At 44.2% G+C, this 15,929-nt stretch carries 15 protein-coding genes; all 15 read right to left on the reverse strand.

Going from position 1 to position 15,929, the window contains the following annotated elements:
• Positions 1–64 precede the first annotated feature (64 nt).
• Complete coding sequence (locus ACFQ3J_RS11640) at positions 65–1,135, reverse strand: methyl-accepting chemotaxis protein (RefSeq protein ID WP_251581791.1); 1,071 nt, start codon at positions 1,133–1,135, stop codon at positions 65–67.
• 144 nt (positions 1,136–1,279) lie between these two features.
• Entirely contained in the window at positions 1,280–2,002 is a 723-nt protein-coding gene (locus ACFQ3J_RS11645) for a response regulator transcription factor (protein WP_091154615.1), read from the reverse strand.
• A gap of 85 nt (positions 2,003–2,087) precedes the next feature.
• Positions 2,088–3,905 (reverse strand): two-component system histidine kinase PnpS, encoded by a 1,818-nt coding sequence (gene pnpS / locus ACFQ3J_RS11650; protein ID WP_091154613.1) that lies wholly within the window; start codon positions 3,903–3,905, stop codon positions 2,088–2,090.
• A 164-nt stretch (positions 3,906–4,069) separates the two neighbouring features.
• Complete coding sequence (locus ACFQ3J_RS11655) at positions 4,070–5,044, reverse strand: bile acid:sodium symporter family protein (protein WP_251581793.1); 975 nt, start codon at positions 5,042–5,044, stop codon at positions 4,070–4,072.
• A gap of 242 nt (positions 5,045–5,286) precedes the next feature.
• Positions 5,287–6,153, reverse strand: coding sequence for an SDR family oxidoreductase (locus tag ACFQ3J_RS11660; protein ID WP_091154608.1), 867 nt, complete (start codon positions 6,151–6,153; stop codon positions 5,287–5,289).
• A 293-nt stretch (positions 6,154–6,446) separates the two neighbouring features.
• The gene (locus ACFQ3J_RS11665) at positions 6,447–6,866 is read right to left on the reverse strand and encodes a hypothetical protein (protein ID WP_251581795.1); all 420 of its coding nucleotides are present in this window, start codon (positions 6,864–6,866) and stop codon (positions 6,447–6,449) included.
• A 215-nt stretch (positions 6,867–7,081) separates the two neighbouring features.
• Positions 7,082–8,023, reverse strand: a complete 942-nt coding sequence (gene mdh / locus ACFQ3J_RS11670) for a malate dehydrogenase (protein ID WP_251581797.1) — start codon at positions 8,021–8,023, stop codon at positions 7,082–7,084.
• Positions 8,024–8,038: 15 nt separating this feature from the next.
• Positions 8,039–9,334 carry an NADP-dependent isocitrate dehydrogenase gene (gene icd, locus ACFQ3J_RS11675; protein ID WP_091154601.1) on the reverse strand — a complete coding sequence of 432 codons (1,296 nt, stop codon included), beginning with the start codon at positions 9,332–9,334 and terminating at the stop codon, positions 8,039–8,041.
• Between the two features lie 157 nt (positions 9,335–9,491).
• Positions 9,492–10,604, reverse strand: coding sequence for a citrate synthase (gene citZ, locus ACFQ3J_RS11680; RefSeq protein ID WP_251581799.1), 1,113 nt, complete (start codon positions 10,602–10,604; stop codon positions 9,492–9,494).
• A gap of 346 nt (positions 10,605–10,950) precedes the next feature.
• Positions 10,951–11,346 carry an FxsA family protein gene (locus ACFQ3J_RS11685; protein WP_091154596.1) on the reverse strand — a complete coding sequence of 132 codons (396 nt, stop codon included), beginning with the start codon at positions 11,344–11,346 and terminating at the stop codon, positions 10,951–10,953.
• A gap of 6 nt (positions 11,347–11,352) precedes the next feature.
• Positions 11,353–11,874 carry an acyl-CoA thioesterase gene (locus ACFQ3J_RS11690; protein WP_379292848.1) on the reverse strand — a complete coding sequence of 174 codons (522 nt, stop codon included), beginning with the start codon at positions 11,872–11,874 and terminating at the stop codon, positions 11,353–11,355.
• A 93-nt stretch (positions 11,875–11,967) separates the two neighbouring features.
• A complete protein-coding gene (gene pyk / locus ACFQ3J_RS11695; protein WP_251581803.1) occupies positions 11,968–13,386 on the reverse strand; it encodes a pyruvate kinase in 1,419 nt (472 codons plus the stop codon).
• Positions 13,387–13,486: 100 nt separating this feature from the next.
• Positions 13,487–14,488: an acetyl-CoA carboxylase carboxyltransferase subunit alpha gene (locus tag ACFQ3J_RS11700; RefSeq protein WP_091154589.1), complete on the reverse strand. Its 1,002-nt coding sequence runs from the start codon at positions 14,486–14,488 to the stop codon at positions 13,487–13,489.
• A gap of 1 nt (position 14,489) precedes the next feature.
• Positions 14,490–15,380, reverse strand: a complete 891-nt coding sequence (accD, locus tag ACFQ3J_RS11705) for an acetyl-CoA carboxylase, carboxyltransferase subunit beta (protein WP_251581805.1) — start codon at positions 15,378–15,380, stop codon at positions 14,490–14,492.
• A gap of 222 nt (positions 15,381–15,602) precedes the next feature.
• Positions 15,603–15,791 (reverse strand): glutamate decarboxylase, encoded by a 189-nt coding sequence (locus ACFQ3J_RS11710; RefSeq protein ID WP_091154585.1) that lies wholly within the window; start codon positions 15,789–15,791, stop codon positions 15,603–15,605.
• Positions 15,792–15,929 lie beyond the last annotated feature (138 nt).

Raw genomic sequence — 15,929 nt, forward strand, 5'->3', positions numbered from 1 at the left:
TATAAACAATTGTTAACGCTATGTAAAATATGGTCTCACAGATCTCTTCCCTTCAGTGCCTGTCTCAATCAGTCGCGAGGGATGTGAGCGTCTTGTGGACCATATCTGTCACATGAGCAGCATCGGATATCGAAGCCAGAATCTGCTCGCTCGTACGGGACATTTCCCTCGTCGTAGATTGAACAGAATCATAAGCCTTATTACCAAGAGCAATATCTTCAGCGCTGGAAGCTATCTCATCTGCACTTTCTTTTGCAAGAAGCGCAGTCAGATGTATTTTGTCTCTGATGACGTTTAATAATTCAGTAATTTGATCGGCAAGAGTTCCTGTCTGACCCGACAACTTCCGGACCTCATCTGCAATGACGCGAAAAGATCTGCCATATTCCTTGGCATGTGCTGCCTCAATGGATGCATTAATCGCCAGCAAATGACTGCTCTCTGCGAGCTCACGAATGGAAGAAGTAAGAGCAGATATATCGCTGACCTTAACCATCTGTTCTTCTGCTTGTGAGCGCTGAGCCTTCGTCTGATCTAGAACAGAACGATAGGATTCCTGGATGTGTCCAAGTGAAACACTGCCCTTCTCCGTTAGCTGGGTCAATTGTGCAATACCTTCTGTATTTTTCAGTACAGCCTGTCTTACTTTCTGAACGGCAGTATCCACCTCATGCAATTTGGATTGACTGTGCACGATAACCTCTGTTCGGGACTTTCTTGCCATCTTTTGAATATCTCTTGACATGTTCATTAAGTCGCGAACCGTAAGCACACCCGCATAACGCCCTTCTTCATGCATAATGACACAATGATAAAAAGATTCGTCCTCCCGATCTACTGCCCGATCTACGATCTCTTCAGCAGACAGCTGGGTGCTTAATATTAATGGGTGCTCTGTCATAAAGGATACAACGGATCTGTGATCATACAGTTCAGCAGCAAATCGGTTCGCATACTTTTGAAACACCGTATCTCGCATAATCAGCCCTACGATCGAATCATTCTGATCTCCAATGACAACGCAGGAGAGTGTTTCATCCTGCTTCATCATCGTAAACAATGACTTACCTGCCATATCTTGCGGAACCATCGGCATTTGGCGGCAGTAGGCCGCTACTTCCAGATCTTTTCTCATCGTAAACACCCCTTTAGAATTAGTTCTAAAGGCTCATTTTATATAAATGTGATGAAGTATGATCTTGTATTTTGTAAAGGGAGAATAAAATTAAAATGTGAATCAATTTCTTTCATAATATGAAATTGATTCGTGTGATTTACATTATTGATGTACTTTTTTCTTCCCTGCAACAAGCTTGTACCCTACACCGCGAATCGAATCGATATGCACCGTCTCCGGGTCCAGCTCAAGCTTCTTGCGAAGAGAGCTAACATGGACATCAACAGTACGCTGACCACCGATATAGTCAAATCCCCATACTGCATTCATCAAATCATCCCGAGTTAGGACCACTCCCGGCTTTTTGGCCAGATATAACAGCACCTCAAACTCTTTGGGCCGCAAATTAATGGATTGCCCGCTCAGCAGCACTTCATATTTCTCTGGATAGATCTCCAGCTCTCCAAGAACAATACGGGATTCATCGTCCTTCTCGACGCTGCGTGTCTCTTCAACGCCAGTTACTCTTCTAAGCACCGCATCTACACGAGCTAATAATTCGGACACCCCAAATGGCTTCGTTATATAATCATCGGCTCCGAGCTTAAGACCCTGAACCACCTCGTTCTCTCCGTTCTTGGCAGTCAGAATGATAACCGGTGTCTTCACACCCGATGCCCGCAATTTACTGAGTATTTCTAATCCGTTCATTCCTGGTAGCATTAAATCAAGCAGTATAAGATCAAATTCTTGAGAAGAAGCTCTATTGTAACCAGAGGAACCATGATCCTCTACGGTCACGTCATGGCCCTCTTGGGTAAGATTGTAGGAAAGCAATCTAGCAAGTGTAGGTTCATCTTCTATAACAAGCAATCTTTGTGCCATCGTATATCCCCTGCTTTCTTTATGTTAAATCTGCTCATATCATAGCACTCTTTTGTTATCGTTGTGTAAAAAGAAGGCCCGGTGCTTAATCTTCCTCTGCTTCTTCGACAGAATCCTGCAGCATGGGCAGAATCACTGTGAATGTAGTCCCCGTTCCAAGCTCACTCTCGACCGCCAGTTGTCCATGATGCAGCTCCACGAGGTGCTTCACAATGGAGAGACCAAGCCCTGTTCCTCCGGAATTGCGGGACCTCCCTTTGTCCACCCGATAAAAACGTTCAAATACGCGAGGCAGATCGCTTTTTGGAATGCCAATGCCTGTATCACTTACCTGGAATACAATATTCTCCTCATCCTTGCTGATCTGTGCCGTAATCTTAACACGACCACCATCAAGGGTGTAGTTGATCCCGTTGCTAACCAGGTTCAAGAAGATCTGCTTCAGTTTGTCTTCATCTGCTTCAATGAACAGCTCTTCCGGTACATCCAGAATCAAGCGAATCTGTTTTTTCTCTGCGGCATTGCCAAGTGTTCCCGTTATCATTTCAAAGAAAGGCATGAGATGTACAGGTGAACAATCCAGTGTCGCTCGCTTCGATTCAATCTTGGACAGATCCAATATGTCACTAATCAAGCGATTAAGTCTGTCCCCTTCGTCATAAATAATCTGCAGGAAGGATCTCGTTGTTTCTTCATCCCTAACCCCCCCGCTAAGCAGAGTCTCAGCAAATCCCTTAACAGCTGCAACCGGCGTCTTCAGCTCATGAGATACATTCGCTACGAATTCACTTCGCATGTTCTCCAGCCTGCGGATGGCTGTAATATCCTGCAGCAGGAAGAGCATTCCCCGGTAACTTCCATCATTCTCATACATCGGTACACCGTCAATTCGAACAATAGTTTCTTCCGGGCTGTAGATTCGCACTTCGTCATGCACTTTACTTCGCTGCAAAATGCTTGTCTCAACGATCTTTGTCAGTTCATAGTGACGTTTTAATTCATGATACGGCTTTCCGGTCACACGATCGGGATGCAGCCCCAGCATACGATGGCTCTCTCTGTTCAACACCGCTATATTCTGATTCGCATCAATCATCAATATACCACCTGCCATGTTAGTCATGACACTTTGCACCAAATCCTCATTATCACGAATTAGCTTCAGCTGAGCCTGCAGGCTGTCAGCCATTCCATTAATGGCATTCCCTAGCTGTCCTATCTCATCATTTCGGGCAAATTTGACTCTGGCATCATAATCAAGATTCGAAATCTGATTCGCTACTTTCGTGATATGCTCAATAGGCTGGGTCAAGCCTCTGGCTACTCTATAGCAGACAATAGCCGCAATGATATAGAGGGCAAGAAGCGTTAACCCAATTAAGTACCAGCCTCTTTCAAGTCCTTCATCAACCGAGTCCAAGCTTAGGGAAAGTCGAATGTATCCATCAAAGTGTTGGTCGGGAGATGTAACCGGCAGTGCTACATACAGCATTTTTTGTGACAACGTATCACTCGTCCTAATGGAACGACCGTAAGGTGAATCATGATCATTCGCTGTTTGTATCTCTTCACGATTAAGATGATTGTCCATCTGCTCAGCAGCATACTCGGAATCTCCAATAACCGTTCCATCCTTCAAGATGAACGTCGTCCGCGAGTCGGTTAAGCGCTCCAGTAACTCGGCCTGCTGCGTATAGTATGCAACGACTTCCTCCTTGTTGAGTGAAGTGTCTTTAAAATCGAATGTTGAATGAAGCAGATTGATCTCTCTCACCATATTCTCTTCCTGATTTTTGATATGAAGATCTTTAAATACTTGACCCAAAGCCAATCCAGAGGTCAGTACAGAAAGCCCAATCAGCACCATCATGATCATTGTGAGTCGGAATCGAAAATTTTTCATAAATGCTAGTAATCATCCTTTGTATAGTAGTAATTAATCATGTGCACAAAACCTATGGCTATTCATCCATTGGCTAAATCAGTTGCGACTGACTACAATTGCATTGCGCTTTCCCTCTAATTTATTTCCGGATAAATATCCACTTTCCAATAATCGAACATATGTCACCTTGCAGCAAGACTCTGGTCTTTTACCGGAGCAAAACGCTTGAGTACAGCATGCTGCACCGTGGCTAAGGGCTGTTGAATCAATATCCCGAGTACAACTGGTATGGCTGCTTCCGGTGAAAAATACCCCATGGCTAGTACAAGACCGAGTGATATATTCCGCATACCGGAGGCATAAGACATGGTTACGCTTATTTCCCGGGAAACATATGGCAATAAGAACGAGCCGGCAAAACCGATGATGTAACACAAAGCAACGACAAAGGTAATCGAAATGATCGCCATGATCACACTTGAATCTAAACTACTTACATGAGGTGCAATAGCTGCCGCATTGAGCAGAACTACGGCCATAAAGCATAGTTTAGATATTGGTGCAGTAACTGGGGCAGACCATTCTTTGAATTTCCCTTTAGATAGTTCATACACAATTACGCCCAGAATCGTCGGTACAACAATAATGAGCATTAGATCCTTGATTAGACTGGGCGTATCGAATTGAACCTCTGCTCCAAAAAATAATTCGATTAGACCCGGAACGACCAGCGGACTTAGAGCTGAATCCAACACGACCATCGCAAGCATCAGAGGTACACTGCCATAAGACATTGACACCCATAGTACCGAGGATACACCCAGAGGTATGATCGTAAATAGAACCAGACCAATCGTATATCCCGAAGAAGCGCCGAACAACATCGTACCCAAAAAATATGCAATCAAAGGAGCCAGCACATGTGACAGAACCAGAGTAACAACCATGACGGCCGGACGCTGAACAACCTTCTTCAAATGACGTACTCCACATCCGATCGCCATTACAAAAGTAACGTAGCCAAACAAATATGGAGCCCACGACACATATGAAATCAGCTGGTCTGACAGCATAACGCCTAGCAATAATGTAAGTGGCATAATGATAAACATATATTTTTCAAATCCGGCAGTAAAGCGTAGTGACATTATTCTCATGCTGCAACAGATCCTCTCTATGTTACTTATGTAAATTCATGCTCAGTTTTAATTGATCATATCATAGATTACTAGCTCATTTTCGTTCATTATGTAAAATCTAAATTGAAAACGATTCAACGGTCCATTTATGCTTACATCTCTATCTGAAAAATTCCTGCGTTCCAAGTCTAGATCGAATCGAGAACTCAAAAAAAAGCTCTGTACAGTTCGTTTATACTGTACAGAGCTTTTTATACTAGTTAACCGTTAACAACTTCGCCGCCGTTTACATGAATAACTTGACCCGTCACATAGGAAGAGTCACTTGTTGCCAGATAAACATAAGCGGGTGCCAATTCTTCCGGCTGACCTGGGCGCTTCATCGGCTGGGTCGCTCCAAACTCACTTACCTTTTGCTCATCGAAGGTAGCAGGAATAAGCGGGGTCCAGATCGGTCCTGGAGCGACTGCATTCACTCGAATTCCTTTCTCTGCCAAATGCATGGACAAGGAACGTGTGAAGGAGGTGATAGCCCCCTTCGTAGAGGAATAGTCTATGAGAGTCGGATTGCCGCGATATGCCGTAATTGAGGTCGTATTGATGATGGAGCTTCCACCCTTTAAGTGAGGCATTGCAGCCCTAGTCAAGTAGAACATACTGAAGATATTGGTACGAAATGTCTTCTCAAGCTGCTCATCGGTAATATCCTCGAAGCTTTGCTGAGGATGCTGTTCTGCTGCATTATTGACTAATACATTCAGTTGTCCCAATTCATCTACCGTTTGCTTCACCGCTTGCTGGCAAAAGGCTGAATCACCTACATCCCCTGCTATCAGAATACACTTTCTTCCTTCCTGCTCAACCTGGCGCTTCGTTTCCTCTGCATCACCATGTTCATTCAAGTACACGATGGCTACATCGGCACCTTCTTTGGCAAAAGTGACCGCTACAGCTCGGCCTATACCGCTGTCACCACCTGTGATAAGCGCTGTCTTTCCTGTAAGCTTGCCTGCTGCCTTATACTGCTCAGATTCGAATTCAGGCCTAGGATACATTTCAGATTCAATTCCCGGCTGCTGATTCTGATGCTGTGGAGGCAAAGTTTGATTCGCTTGATTCTGTCCCATCTTTGATTTCTCCTTTCAATCCTCAATTATTCACTTCATTAACAGGTTTAGGATGGCTGTTCCTCTCATCATTATTCCTAGAGATCGATACAGCAACGTATTATTTCATCCTACTCAATATGGTTTTACCCTCTCTTCATAGGATCAAACAATTTGAATGATTAAATCTCAAATTCCAAATCTTAAATCTATTAATACAAAAAAGAATATCAACACAAAAAAGACAATGATCGTTTGCTTATAAGCAAATAACCATTGTCCTTGTTAATACATTTATTATGTATCTTTTCAACTTACCAAGGATTAACCATAATCCACAGCATTACCAATAGCAGTACAGCCAGGATGATGCTAAATGCGCGTAGTTTTCCTTTTTCACTGCTGATGTCTTTCTTCTCTTGGATACCTGCAATACCAAGGCGAAGAGATTTCCCCATAATACCTGCAATCGCTAGCATAGCAAGGAAAATAACAACAACAAGGATCATCCAAGAAACGCCATACTCTCCTTGAGACATAATATATCCGCCAGACAGCAATTGAATGATCAAGCCGTATTGAGCAATACGATTAAACGTTCTTACAGCTGCAATACTGCCTTCTTGCGCAGGTACAGACAGCTTGCTGATTGCTGCAACCACGAAAGGAAGCAACAGGTAAAAGCCGACTGAAACGGCTCCAAGAATGTGTACAAAATACATGATAACGCCCATATTCGCAGACCTCTCCTTTCTATAAAAATTGAAAACAATATCATCATATTACCCATTAGAATAATACTGTAATCAGTCTATTCCCATAAGGAATATATACAGGTAATACTCTTCCAAATTATACTTGATAGGCAAGGATAAAGAAAAGGAAACCCTCAAATAATTAAAGGGTTTCCTATCATAATTCACGGATTTTTCATAATCAACATCTGAAATCAGATACGGATCACAGAAATTACATTGCGTACGGAGTCTGCCGATTGATCCAGAGCTACCTTCTCATCTTCCGTGAGCTCAAGTTCGAATATCTTCTCGATCCCATTACCGCCAAGAATTGTAGGTACGCCAAGGAACAAATCATTGTATCCGTACTCTCCCTCCAGGTATGCAATCACAGGGATAATCCGTTTCTTGTCCTTCAAGATCGCTTCCGTCATCTGGACAAGTGATGCCGCTGGTGCATAGTACGCGCTCCCGTTTCCCAGGAGGTTCACAATTTCGCCGCCGCCGACACGAGTCCGCTTAACGATAGCTTCAATTCGGTCCTGAGGAATCAGCGTATCAATTGGAATACCACCCACACTGGAGTAACGCACGAGTGGAACCATATCATCACCATGACCGCCAAGTACAAAACCACGGACATCTTCAACAGAAACATTCAGTTCCTGAGCAATGAACGTACAATAACGAGCGGTGTCCAGAACACCTGACTGGCCGATGACACGGTTCTTCGGGAAGCCCAGTGTCTGATACGCCGCATAGGTCATTGCATCCACTGGATTACTCAAGATGATCACGATGGAATCAGGACAATATTTTTTTATATTTTCACAAACAGATTTGACGATGCCTGCATTTGTATTCACGAGATCATCACGGCTCATTCCCGGTTTACGGGCGATTCCCGCCGTCATGATGACGATATCTGAACCTTGGGCATTCTCGTAGTTGGATGTACCGGTTATATTACTGTCAAATCCTTGAACAGGACTTGCTTCCAGCATATCAAGCGCTTTACCCTTAGTTGGATTCTCAAGCTGTGGAATATCTATAAGCACGACGTCGCCGAGTTCTTTTTGAGCCAACATAAGTGCCGTTGTCGCGCCAGTAAAACCAGCACCGACTACGGTGATCTTTTTACGCTGAATGGTCACAGTATCCGCTCTCCTCTACAGGTTTTTGATAATCTCGTCTGCGAACTCAGAGCATTTCACTTCTGTAGCGCCTTCCATTAAGCGAGCAAAGTCATAAGTTACGGTCTTGTTGTTAATGGATGTTTCCATGCCTTTGTAGATTAGATCAGCCGCTTCTTGCCAGCCCAAATGCTCAAGCAACATGACACCGGACAAAATAACGGAACCCGGGTTAACTACATCTTTATCTGCATATTTCGGAGCTGTACCATGAGTCGCTTCGAAGATCGCATGACCTGTTACATAGTTGATATTCGCGCCTGGAGCGATACCAATTCCGCCAACTTGTGCAGCCAGAGCATCAGACAGGTAGTCACCGTTCAGATTCAGTGTTGCGATGACATCAAACTCTGCAGGACGAGTCAGTACTTGCTGAAGAGCGATGTCGGCAATTGCATCCTTAACAATGATTTTTCCTGCTTCTTCTGCAGCTTTTTGAGCGGCATTCGCTGCATCCGTACCTTCTTTTTCTTTAATTTCATCGTATTGTGCCCAAGTGAACACTTTATCGCCGAACTCAGCTTCCGCTACTTCATAACCCCAGTTCTTGAAGGCACCTTCAGTAAATTTCATAATGTTGCCTTTATGAACCAAAGTTACGCTCTTGCGTCCATGAGTGATTGCATATTCAACTGCAGCACGTACAAGACGCTTGGATCCTTCAGAGGATACAGGCTTAATACCGATACCAGATGTTTCAGGGAAACGGATCTTGTTCGCGCCCATCTCTTGCTGAAGGAACTGAATGACTTTCTTCACTTCCTCAGATCCTTCTTTGTACTCGATTCCTGCATAGATATCTTCTGTATTCTCACGGAAGATCACCATGTCTACCAAGTCAGGACGCTTCACTGGAGAAGGAACGCCGTCGAAATAACGTACAGGACGTAAGCATACATACAAATCCAGCTCTTGACGAAGAGCAACGTTCAGGGAACGAATTCCACCGCCGATTGGAGTAGTCAGTGGTCCTTTAATAGCTACGATATATTCACGGATGGCTTCCAGTGTATCAGCAGGCAGCCATTCTCCGTATGTATTGAATGCTTTTTCACCAGCAAACACTTCATACCAGGCGATTTGTTTCTCACCGTTGTACGCCTTTTCTACTGCCGCGTCCAGAACACGCTTCGATGCCTTCCAGATGTCACGGCCTGTCCCGTCACCCTCAATGAAAGGAATGATTGGATTGTTAGGTACTTGAAGTGAACCGTTGTCGATTGTAATTTTTTCGCCCTCAGTAGGTAGTGCGAATTTTTCAAAGTTCGGCATTGTTAATATCCTCCTTATTATTTAGCGGGTTGTATTAGATAGGCTGACAAGCATGGCAGTGCCCTGGGTAATCAAGAGGGATTCTCCTGCTACCCAAGGATGCTATGACTCTATTATACATATTTCTTCATCAAAAACCCTAGAGAGTCTATCAAAATTATCGATTTTCAATAGAAATGTACTTTTGGGTTGTTGGTCCTGTATATTCTGCCCGTGGACGAATAATACGGTTATCCGCCAGCTGTTCCAGAATATGCGCTGTCCATCCCGATACACGGCTGATTGCGAAGATCGGAGTAAACAGATCTCTTTGGATGCCCAGCTGTGTATAAACCGAAGCAGAATAGAAATCTACATTGGGTCTGAGACCTTTTTGGCCAGTAATCAATTCTTCAATCCGAACTGACATTTCATACAGCTCTGTGTTTTCATTCTGTTCACCCAGTTCACGAGACATCTTCTGCAGATGCTTCGCACGAGGATCTCCATTCTTGTACACACGGTGTCCAAAGCCCATAATCTTCTCACGATTATCCAGCTTCTGCTGGATGTAGGCTTCGAGCTTATCCTTGGAACCGATTTCATTCAGCATCTTCATAACAGCTTCATTCGCACCGCCATGCAAAGGACCCTTAAGCGCACCGATCGCAGAAGTAACACCGGAGTACATGTCAGAAAGGGTAGCTACGGTTACACGGGCAGCAAAAGTGGACGCGTTCAGCTCATGATCTGCATGAAGAACAAGTGCCTGATCAAGCGCTTTGACTGCTGTTTCACTCGGCTCATCCCCTGTAAGCATGTAAAGGAAATTCTCGGCTATGGATACCCCTTGTTTAGGTGCTATCGGCTCCTTGCCTTCGCGAATACGAGAAATGGCTGCTACGATCGTCGGAAGCTGAGCTTGCAGCTTCACTGCCTTATTCTCATTCGCTTCCTGAGAATCGTCTTCTGCCTGCGTATCGTACAGCCCAAGTGCTGATACCGCAGAACGCAAAGCCGCCATCGCGTTCAGGTCTCGAGGATAGAGTTTGATCTGAGCAATCAGTTCATCAGGAATTGGTGCAAATTCACTAAAGCTCTTATTCAATTGATCAAGCTCAGTTTTGTTAGGGAGCTTGCCGAACCACAGCAAGTAAGCAACTTCTTCAAAGCAAGCGTTCGCAGCGAGGTCATCGATATCATAACCGCGATAGGTAAGAACGCCGTCAACGATAGAACTAATTGAGGAAGTTGCTGCAACGATACCTTCAAGGCCTTTGGTAGCTGTCATCTTTAACATCTCTCCTTTTATCAAAAATTTACAACATTCTCAATGAAAACATTTACAATATTATAGATTACAATTTCACATTACGGTAAATCCACGAAACGTTACTGGAATCAGACACGCTGTGTAAACTACTTTCTTGAATCATCATACTGGATTTTGTCGCTCCTGTGAACAATTTGGAGGTGGATTTGGATATCAAAGTTTTTTTTCAATACCATAAAGCATTTTTTGTAATCACTTTCATTGACAATACAGGAATGTTGTGATCATAAGCTTGAATTCAGAATTAACGACAAAAAGACCTAAAAAAGGACAGAAAGAAGTTATAACTTCTCTCTGTCCTTCCTTAAAAACGTTTATAAAACGTGATTTTTCCGTCTTTCATCTTTTTCTCGATCCATTTCAGCAGGAACAAACGGTATATGGGTCTTGTTAGCGGAAATACAAGGGTGAATCCAACAATATCGGTTACAAATCCAGGTATAATCAACAGGCTGCCACCCAAAAATACACATAATCCATCCAGCATCTTTCGACCTGGTACCAGACCATTTTGCATTTCATTACGTGTATCCTGAAGAACCTTGCGCCCCTCGAATTGCATCATCGCCATCCCGATAATTGAGGTGACCAAAATGAGTAGTAAAGTATAACCTGCCCCTATTTGTTCGCTTACCCATATGAACCCGAACAGTTCCACTGCAGGAATGAGCAGCAGAAGCGCCCACTTCCAGTTTCGCATGTACGGTTACTCCCTTCCAATTGACACAGCTCTCTTTAAAGCATCGTACAGGTTTGGAACGCTTTTATCAAGCCTGACGGGCTTGAAGTCCGCATTTACCCACACATGCTGCGTCGATCCTGTGACAAGCAGTTCACCTGGCAATTCTTCAGTCATCCATACAACCTCTTTATTATCCATCTGTATCTTGTCTGCTGCAATGTCTTCTCTTCTTACTTCATATTCGTAATGAAGTCGGACACTGCTAAAATTATTTATACGCGTCCATACTGTAATATAGTCATCATACTTCGCAGGCAGTTTATACTTCAGATCAAGTCCAATTACAGGCAGCAGAACCCCCTGCTCCTCCATACTCCGGTAACTAAATCCCAGACTTCGGATCATTTCGGTTCTGCCGATCTCAAACCAGTTCACATAATTCGCATGATAGACGACACCCATTTGGTCACTTTCTTGATAACGCACTCTAAACCTTGTTCCATACCAGGCCGTTGGGTCTGTCTGTTCAGCTTTCAAATTTCTCACCTTCCTTGCAGAAATCACTGTGAAAAAAGCAATGGGACAATATTGTCCCATTGCTTTTGTACAAAATCTATATGCTTAATTCTTCAGGAAACCTTAGTGAATGTTATCGATTTTGATAAGGTTCGTAGATCCCGAGCGTCCAAGAGGAACACCCGCTGTGATAACTACCAGATCTCCATCTTGTACGATACCTGATTTTTTGCCGCCAACTACTGCGTTTTCAAACAGTCCGTCAGTCGTTTCACATGGTACGCCTTTGACAGGTGTTACGCCCCAAGTCAATGCGAGTCTACGCATTGTACGGTCTTCGTTCGTTACAGCAACGATCGGAGCTTCTGGACGATATTTGGAAACCATTCGAGCTGTATATCCGGATTCCGTAGAAGTAAGAATTGCTTTTGCATGCAGTTCAAATGCGCTGATTGCAACGGATTGACTGATTGCTTCAGTCACCGTTGTTTCTTGAGCAATCCGCTGTTTCTTGTAAAGTTCACGGTAGTTTAGTGCAGACTCTGCTTTTTCAGCGATACGAGCCATTGTCAGTACAGATTCTACAGGGTATTTACCTGCAGCTGTTTCTCCGGACAGCATAATTGCATCAGTTCCATCGAAAATGGCATTCGCAACGTCACTTGCTTCCGCACGTGTAGGACGCGGGTTGCGCTGCATAGAATCCAGCATTTGAGTCGCTGTAATAACCGGCTTGCCGGCAATATTACATTTTTCGATCATTCGTTTTTGTACAACCGGTACATCTTCTGCTGGAATTTCAACACCAAGGTCACCGCGTGCAACCATCAGGCCGTCAGATACTTCCAGGATCTCATCCAAGTTATCTACGCCTTCTTGGTTTTCGATTTTAGAAATAATTTGAATGTGCCCTGCGTTGTGTTTGTCAAGCAGTTCACGAATTTCTAATACGTCACTTGCTTTACGAACGAAGGAAGCCGCAATAAAATCGATGCCTTGTTCGATTCCAAAAATGATATCGTTAGCGTCTTTTTCGGTAATACCAGGGAGAGAGATTGCAACACCAGGAACGTTAACACCTTTCTTGCTCTTGATGGTGCCGCCGTTTACGATACGGCATTTAATATCCGTTTCGTTTACTTCCTCAACCGTAAGTCCGATCAGACCATCGTCAATCAAAATCGTTGATCCTGGGGATACATCACTTGGCAAGTCTTTGTATGTGATAGACAAACGGTCTTTATTGCCAAGGATCTCTTCCGTTGTCAGGGTAATGCACTCATCTTGAACCAGTTCGATAGGCTCAACCTCGAGTTTGCCTGTACGGATTTCGGGACCTTTCGTATCCAGCAGAATAGCAACTGACTTATTCAACTCATCACAAGCTGTACGAATGGTTTTGATACGTCCGCCATGCTCCTCAAAGTCACCATGGGAGAAGTTCAAGCGTGCTACGTTCATACCCGCCATAATCAATTTTTTTGTGTTTTCCAACGACTCACTGGAAGGACCAATAGTACATACAATTTTAGTTTTGCGCATTTTTCTAGTTTCCTCCGTTTTCAAAATCTCTCTTTATATATCTTTTCCAACAATTAAATCTACTACAAAATTCGCCTTTTGTATAGGAATTTTGTCATATTTAATCTTTAATTAACGAAGAATCTTCGAGCACAGTTTCCTTAGCTGTATTTTCTTGGAATTTACCTATTTTACGGAATTTCTCATAGCGATCCTGACGAAGGGCCTCTCCATCCATCTGCAGCAGCTCGCTAAGGTGTTTCTCAAGAGCTTCCTTAATCGATGCTGCTGTCGCTTCGTAATCCCGATGAGAACCGCCACGCGGTTCGGGAACAATCTCCTCGATGACTTCCATCTCTTTTAGATCCTGTGCTGTAATTTTCATCGCTTCAGCAGCCTGATCCGCTTTGGAGGCATCCTTCCACAGAATCGAAGCTGCGCCATTCGGAGATATAACAGAGTAAATCGCATGCTCAAGCATTAACACCCGATTGCCGACCGCCATCGCAAGAGCACCGCCGCTTCCTCCTTCTCCAATGATGACGCATAGCACAGGCACGGAGAGCTTGGCCATTTCAAGGAGATTACGGGCAATAGCTTCGGACTGACCACGTTCCTCCGCAGTTTTGCCCGGATATGCACCTTTTGTATCTATAAAAGTAATAATAGGCCTGCCAAACTTGTTGGCCTGATGCATTAAACGGAGCGCTTTACGAAACCCTTCCGGGTGCGGGCTCCCAAAAAAACGAGCAATATTATCTTTCGTATCTTTGCCTCGCTGCTGCCCGATGATCGTAACAGGACGTCCGTTAAGCTTGGCAAGTCCTCCAACCACGGCCAGATCATCACCAAACTGACGATCTCCATGAAGCTCCATAAAGTCCGTAAATATGAGCGATATCAGGTCCAGCGAAGTTGGACGTTGCTGATGTCTTGCCAGATGCATTTTCTGTGGAGCCGTAATCGATGAATAGATCTCCTCTTCCAATTTGGTATACCGCTCTTCCAGACGAGCCACTTCTTCAGCAAAATCAATGCCTTTTTCAATACCGAATTGCTGAAGCTCTTCAATTTTTTTGCGCATCTCAATAAGAGGCGCTTCATATGGCAACTCTCCCGCCAATTTAGACCTCTCCTTTCGCGCTGTGCATGTCCAGCAGTTTTGCCAGCGTGTTCCGTAATTCCTTACGGTTTACGACCATGTCCAGCTGTCCATGCTGCAAATTGAATTCAGCCGTCTGAAAGTCTTCAGGAAGCTTCTGGCGAATCGTTTGTTCAATAACAATTCGGCCCGCAAACCCGAAAATCGCTCCCGGTTCCGCAATATTAATATCTCCGAGCATAGCAAAGCTGGCGGAAACGCCGCCTGTCGTCGGATCGGTTATAACAGATATGAACATTCCGCCTTGTTCATCATGTCTTGACAGAGCACTGCTCGTCTTCGCCATTTGCATCAGACTCAGGATGCTCTCCTGCATACGGGCTCCGCCTGACGTAGAAAAAATAAGGATTGGAATCTTCTTCTCGGTTGCCTTCTCTATGGCACGCGTAATCTTCTCTCCAACAACCGAACCCATGCTGCCTGTAAAGAAATCAAAGCTCATGACAGCAACGACCACAGGATGACCATCAATTGTACCTTCGCCTGTAACAACGGCATCCTTCAGGCCTGATTTCATCGTTTGCTGCTCCAGCTTTGATCTGTATCCTGGAAAATCCAGGGGATCAACAGACACCATATCCTTGTCATACTCGACGAATCCTTCATCAAGCGTCATCTCAATACGCTCTCTTGCGTTCAAACGCATATGATAACCGCATGACGGACAAACTTTCAAATTCTTTTCAAGTTCCTTGCTGTATTGTATCGTGCCGCATTTGCTGCACTTATTCATGAGTCCCTCTGGAATCTCACGACGCGGTCGCTCTTCACCTTCAGGATTATCTGTGCGCTGTGCACGATCTGAAGGAATGGTCGCGTACTTCCGTTTTTTCTGGAAAATATCTTTGAACACAACTACACCTCTTCAGCCGTAAATTTGTGGCCCATGCAGTCAATTCGTATGATCGACATCGCATAAATAAAGTTAACATGAGCAGCTATAAAATGTGCCCTATAAGCAAAAAAAAGAGAAGAATGACACATGTGGGGAGTCGCTTCACCTTTGCATCCGTAGCCCTTGTCCAATTAGAAGCAGGTCCTAAAAATAATGAATAGAATTCCACCGCCTTCAGTATTATGAATGCAGAATGGAATTCAATACCTCCTGAACCTCTTCCAATTCTCCGGACGGTACAAGAATTTCGTACTGTTGCTTGGATAAGCTGATGGGACGGGCTTGTACCAAAAATCCTTCATCCGCAAGCCGAGTTGTAATTCTGTCAGCAATCTTTGCCGTCGGTGCAATATATATCACCGTCCACATGCAATTGTACGCCCCCTAAGCCTCATGTTCAAAGCCCGTATAATGGATTAATGATAACATAACTGACTTTTTTTCCGCAAGGAAGGAAAGGAAGGCATGGGACGATTATAACCATAATATTCCTTCATTACATCTTAC

Origin of the sequence: Paenibacillus provencensis, from assembly GCF_042678545.1 — a bacterium.
Taxonomy (GTDB): Bacteria; Bacillota; Bacilli; order Paenibacillales; family Paenibacillaceae; genus Paenibacillus; species Paenibacillus provencensis.

What these genes read in the sequence shown, in the direction of transcription:
- ACFQ3J_RS11640 (WP_251581791.1), bottom strand. Translation starts at nt 1,135, where the DNA reads ATGAGAAAAGATCTGGAAGTAGCGGCCTACTGCCGCCAAATGCCGATG.
- ACFQ3J_RS11645 (WP_091154615.1), bottom strand. Translation starts at nt 2,002, where the DNA reads ATGGCACAAAGATTGCTTGTTATAGAAGATGAACCTACACTTGCTAGA.
- pnpS (WP_091154613.1), bottom strand. Translation starts at nt 3,905, where the DNA reads ATGAAAAATTTTCGATTCCGACTCACAATGATCATGATGGTGCTGATT.
- ACFQ3J_RS11655 (WP_251581793.1), bottom strand. Translation starts at nt 5,044, where the DNA reads ATGAGAATAATGTCACTACGCTTTACTGCCGGATTTGAAAAATATATG.
- ACFQ3J_RS11660 (WP_091154608.1), bottom strand. Translation starts at nt 6,153, where the DNA reads ATGGGACAGAATCAAGCGAATCAAACTTTGCCTCCACAGCATCAGAAT.
- ACFQ3J_RS11665 (WP_251581795.1), bottom strand. Translation starts at nt 6,866, where the DNA reads ATGGGCGTTATCATGTATTTTGTACACATTCTTGGAGCCGTTTCAGTC.
- icd (WP_091154601.1), bottom strand. Translation starts at nt 9,334, where the DNA reads ATGCCGAACTTTGAAAAATTCGCACTACCTACTGAGGGCGAAAAAATT.
- citZ (WP_251581799.1), bottom strand. Translation starts at nt 10,604, where the DNA reads ATGACAGCTACCAAAGGCCTTGAAGGTATCGTTGCAGCAACTTCCTCA.
- ACFQ3J_RS11685 (WP_091154596.1), bottom strand. Translation starts at nt 11,346, where the DNA reads ATGCGAAACTGGAAGTGGGCGCTTCTGCTGCTCATTCCTGCAGTGGAA.
- pyk (WP_251581803.1), bottom strand. Translation starts at nt 13,386, where the DNA reads ATGCGCAAAACTAAAATTGTATGTACTATTGGTCCTTCCAGTGAGTCG.
- ACFQ3J_RS11710 (WP_091154585.1), bottom strand. Translation starts at nt 15,791, where the DNA reads ATGTGGACGGTGATATATATTGCACCGACGGCAAAGATTGCTGACAGA.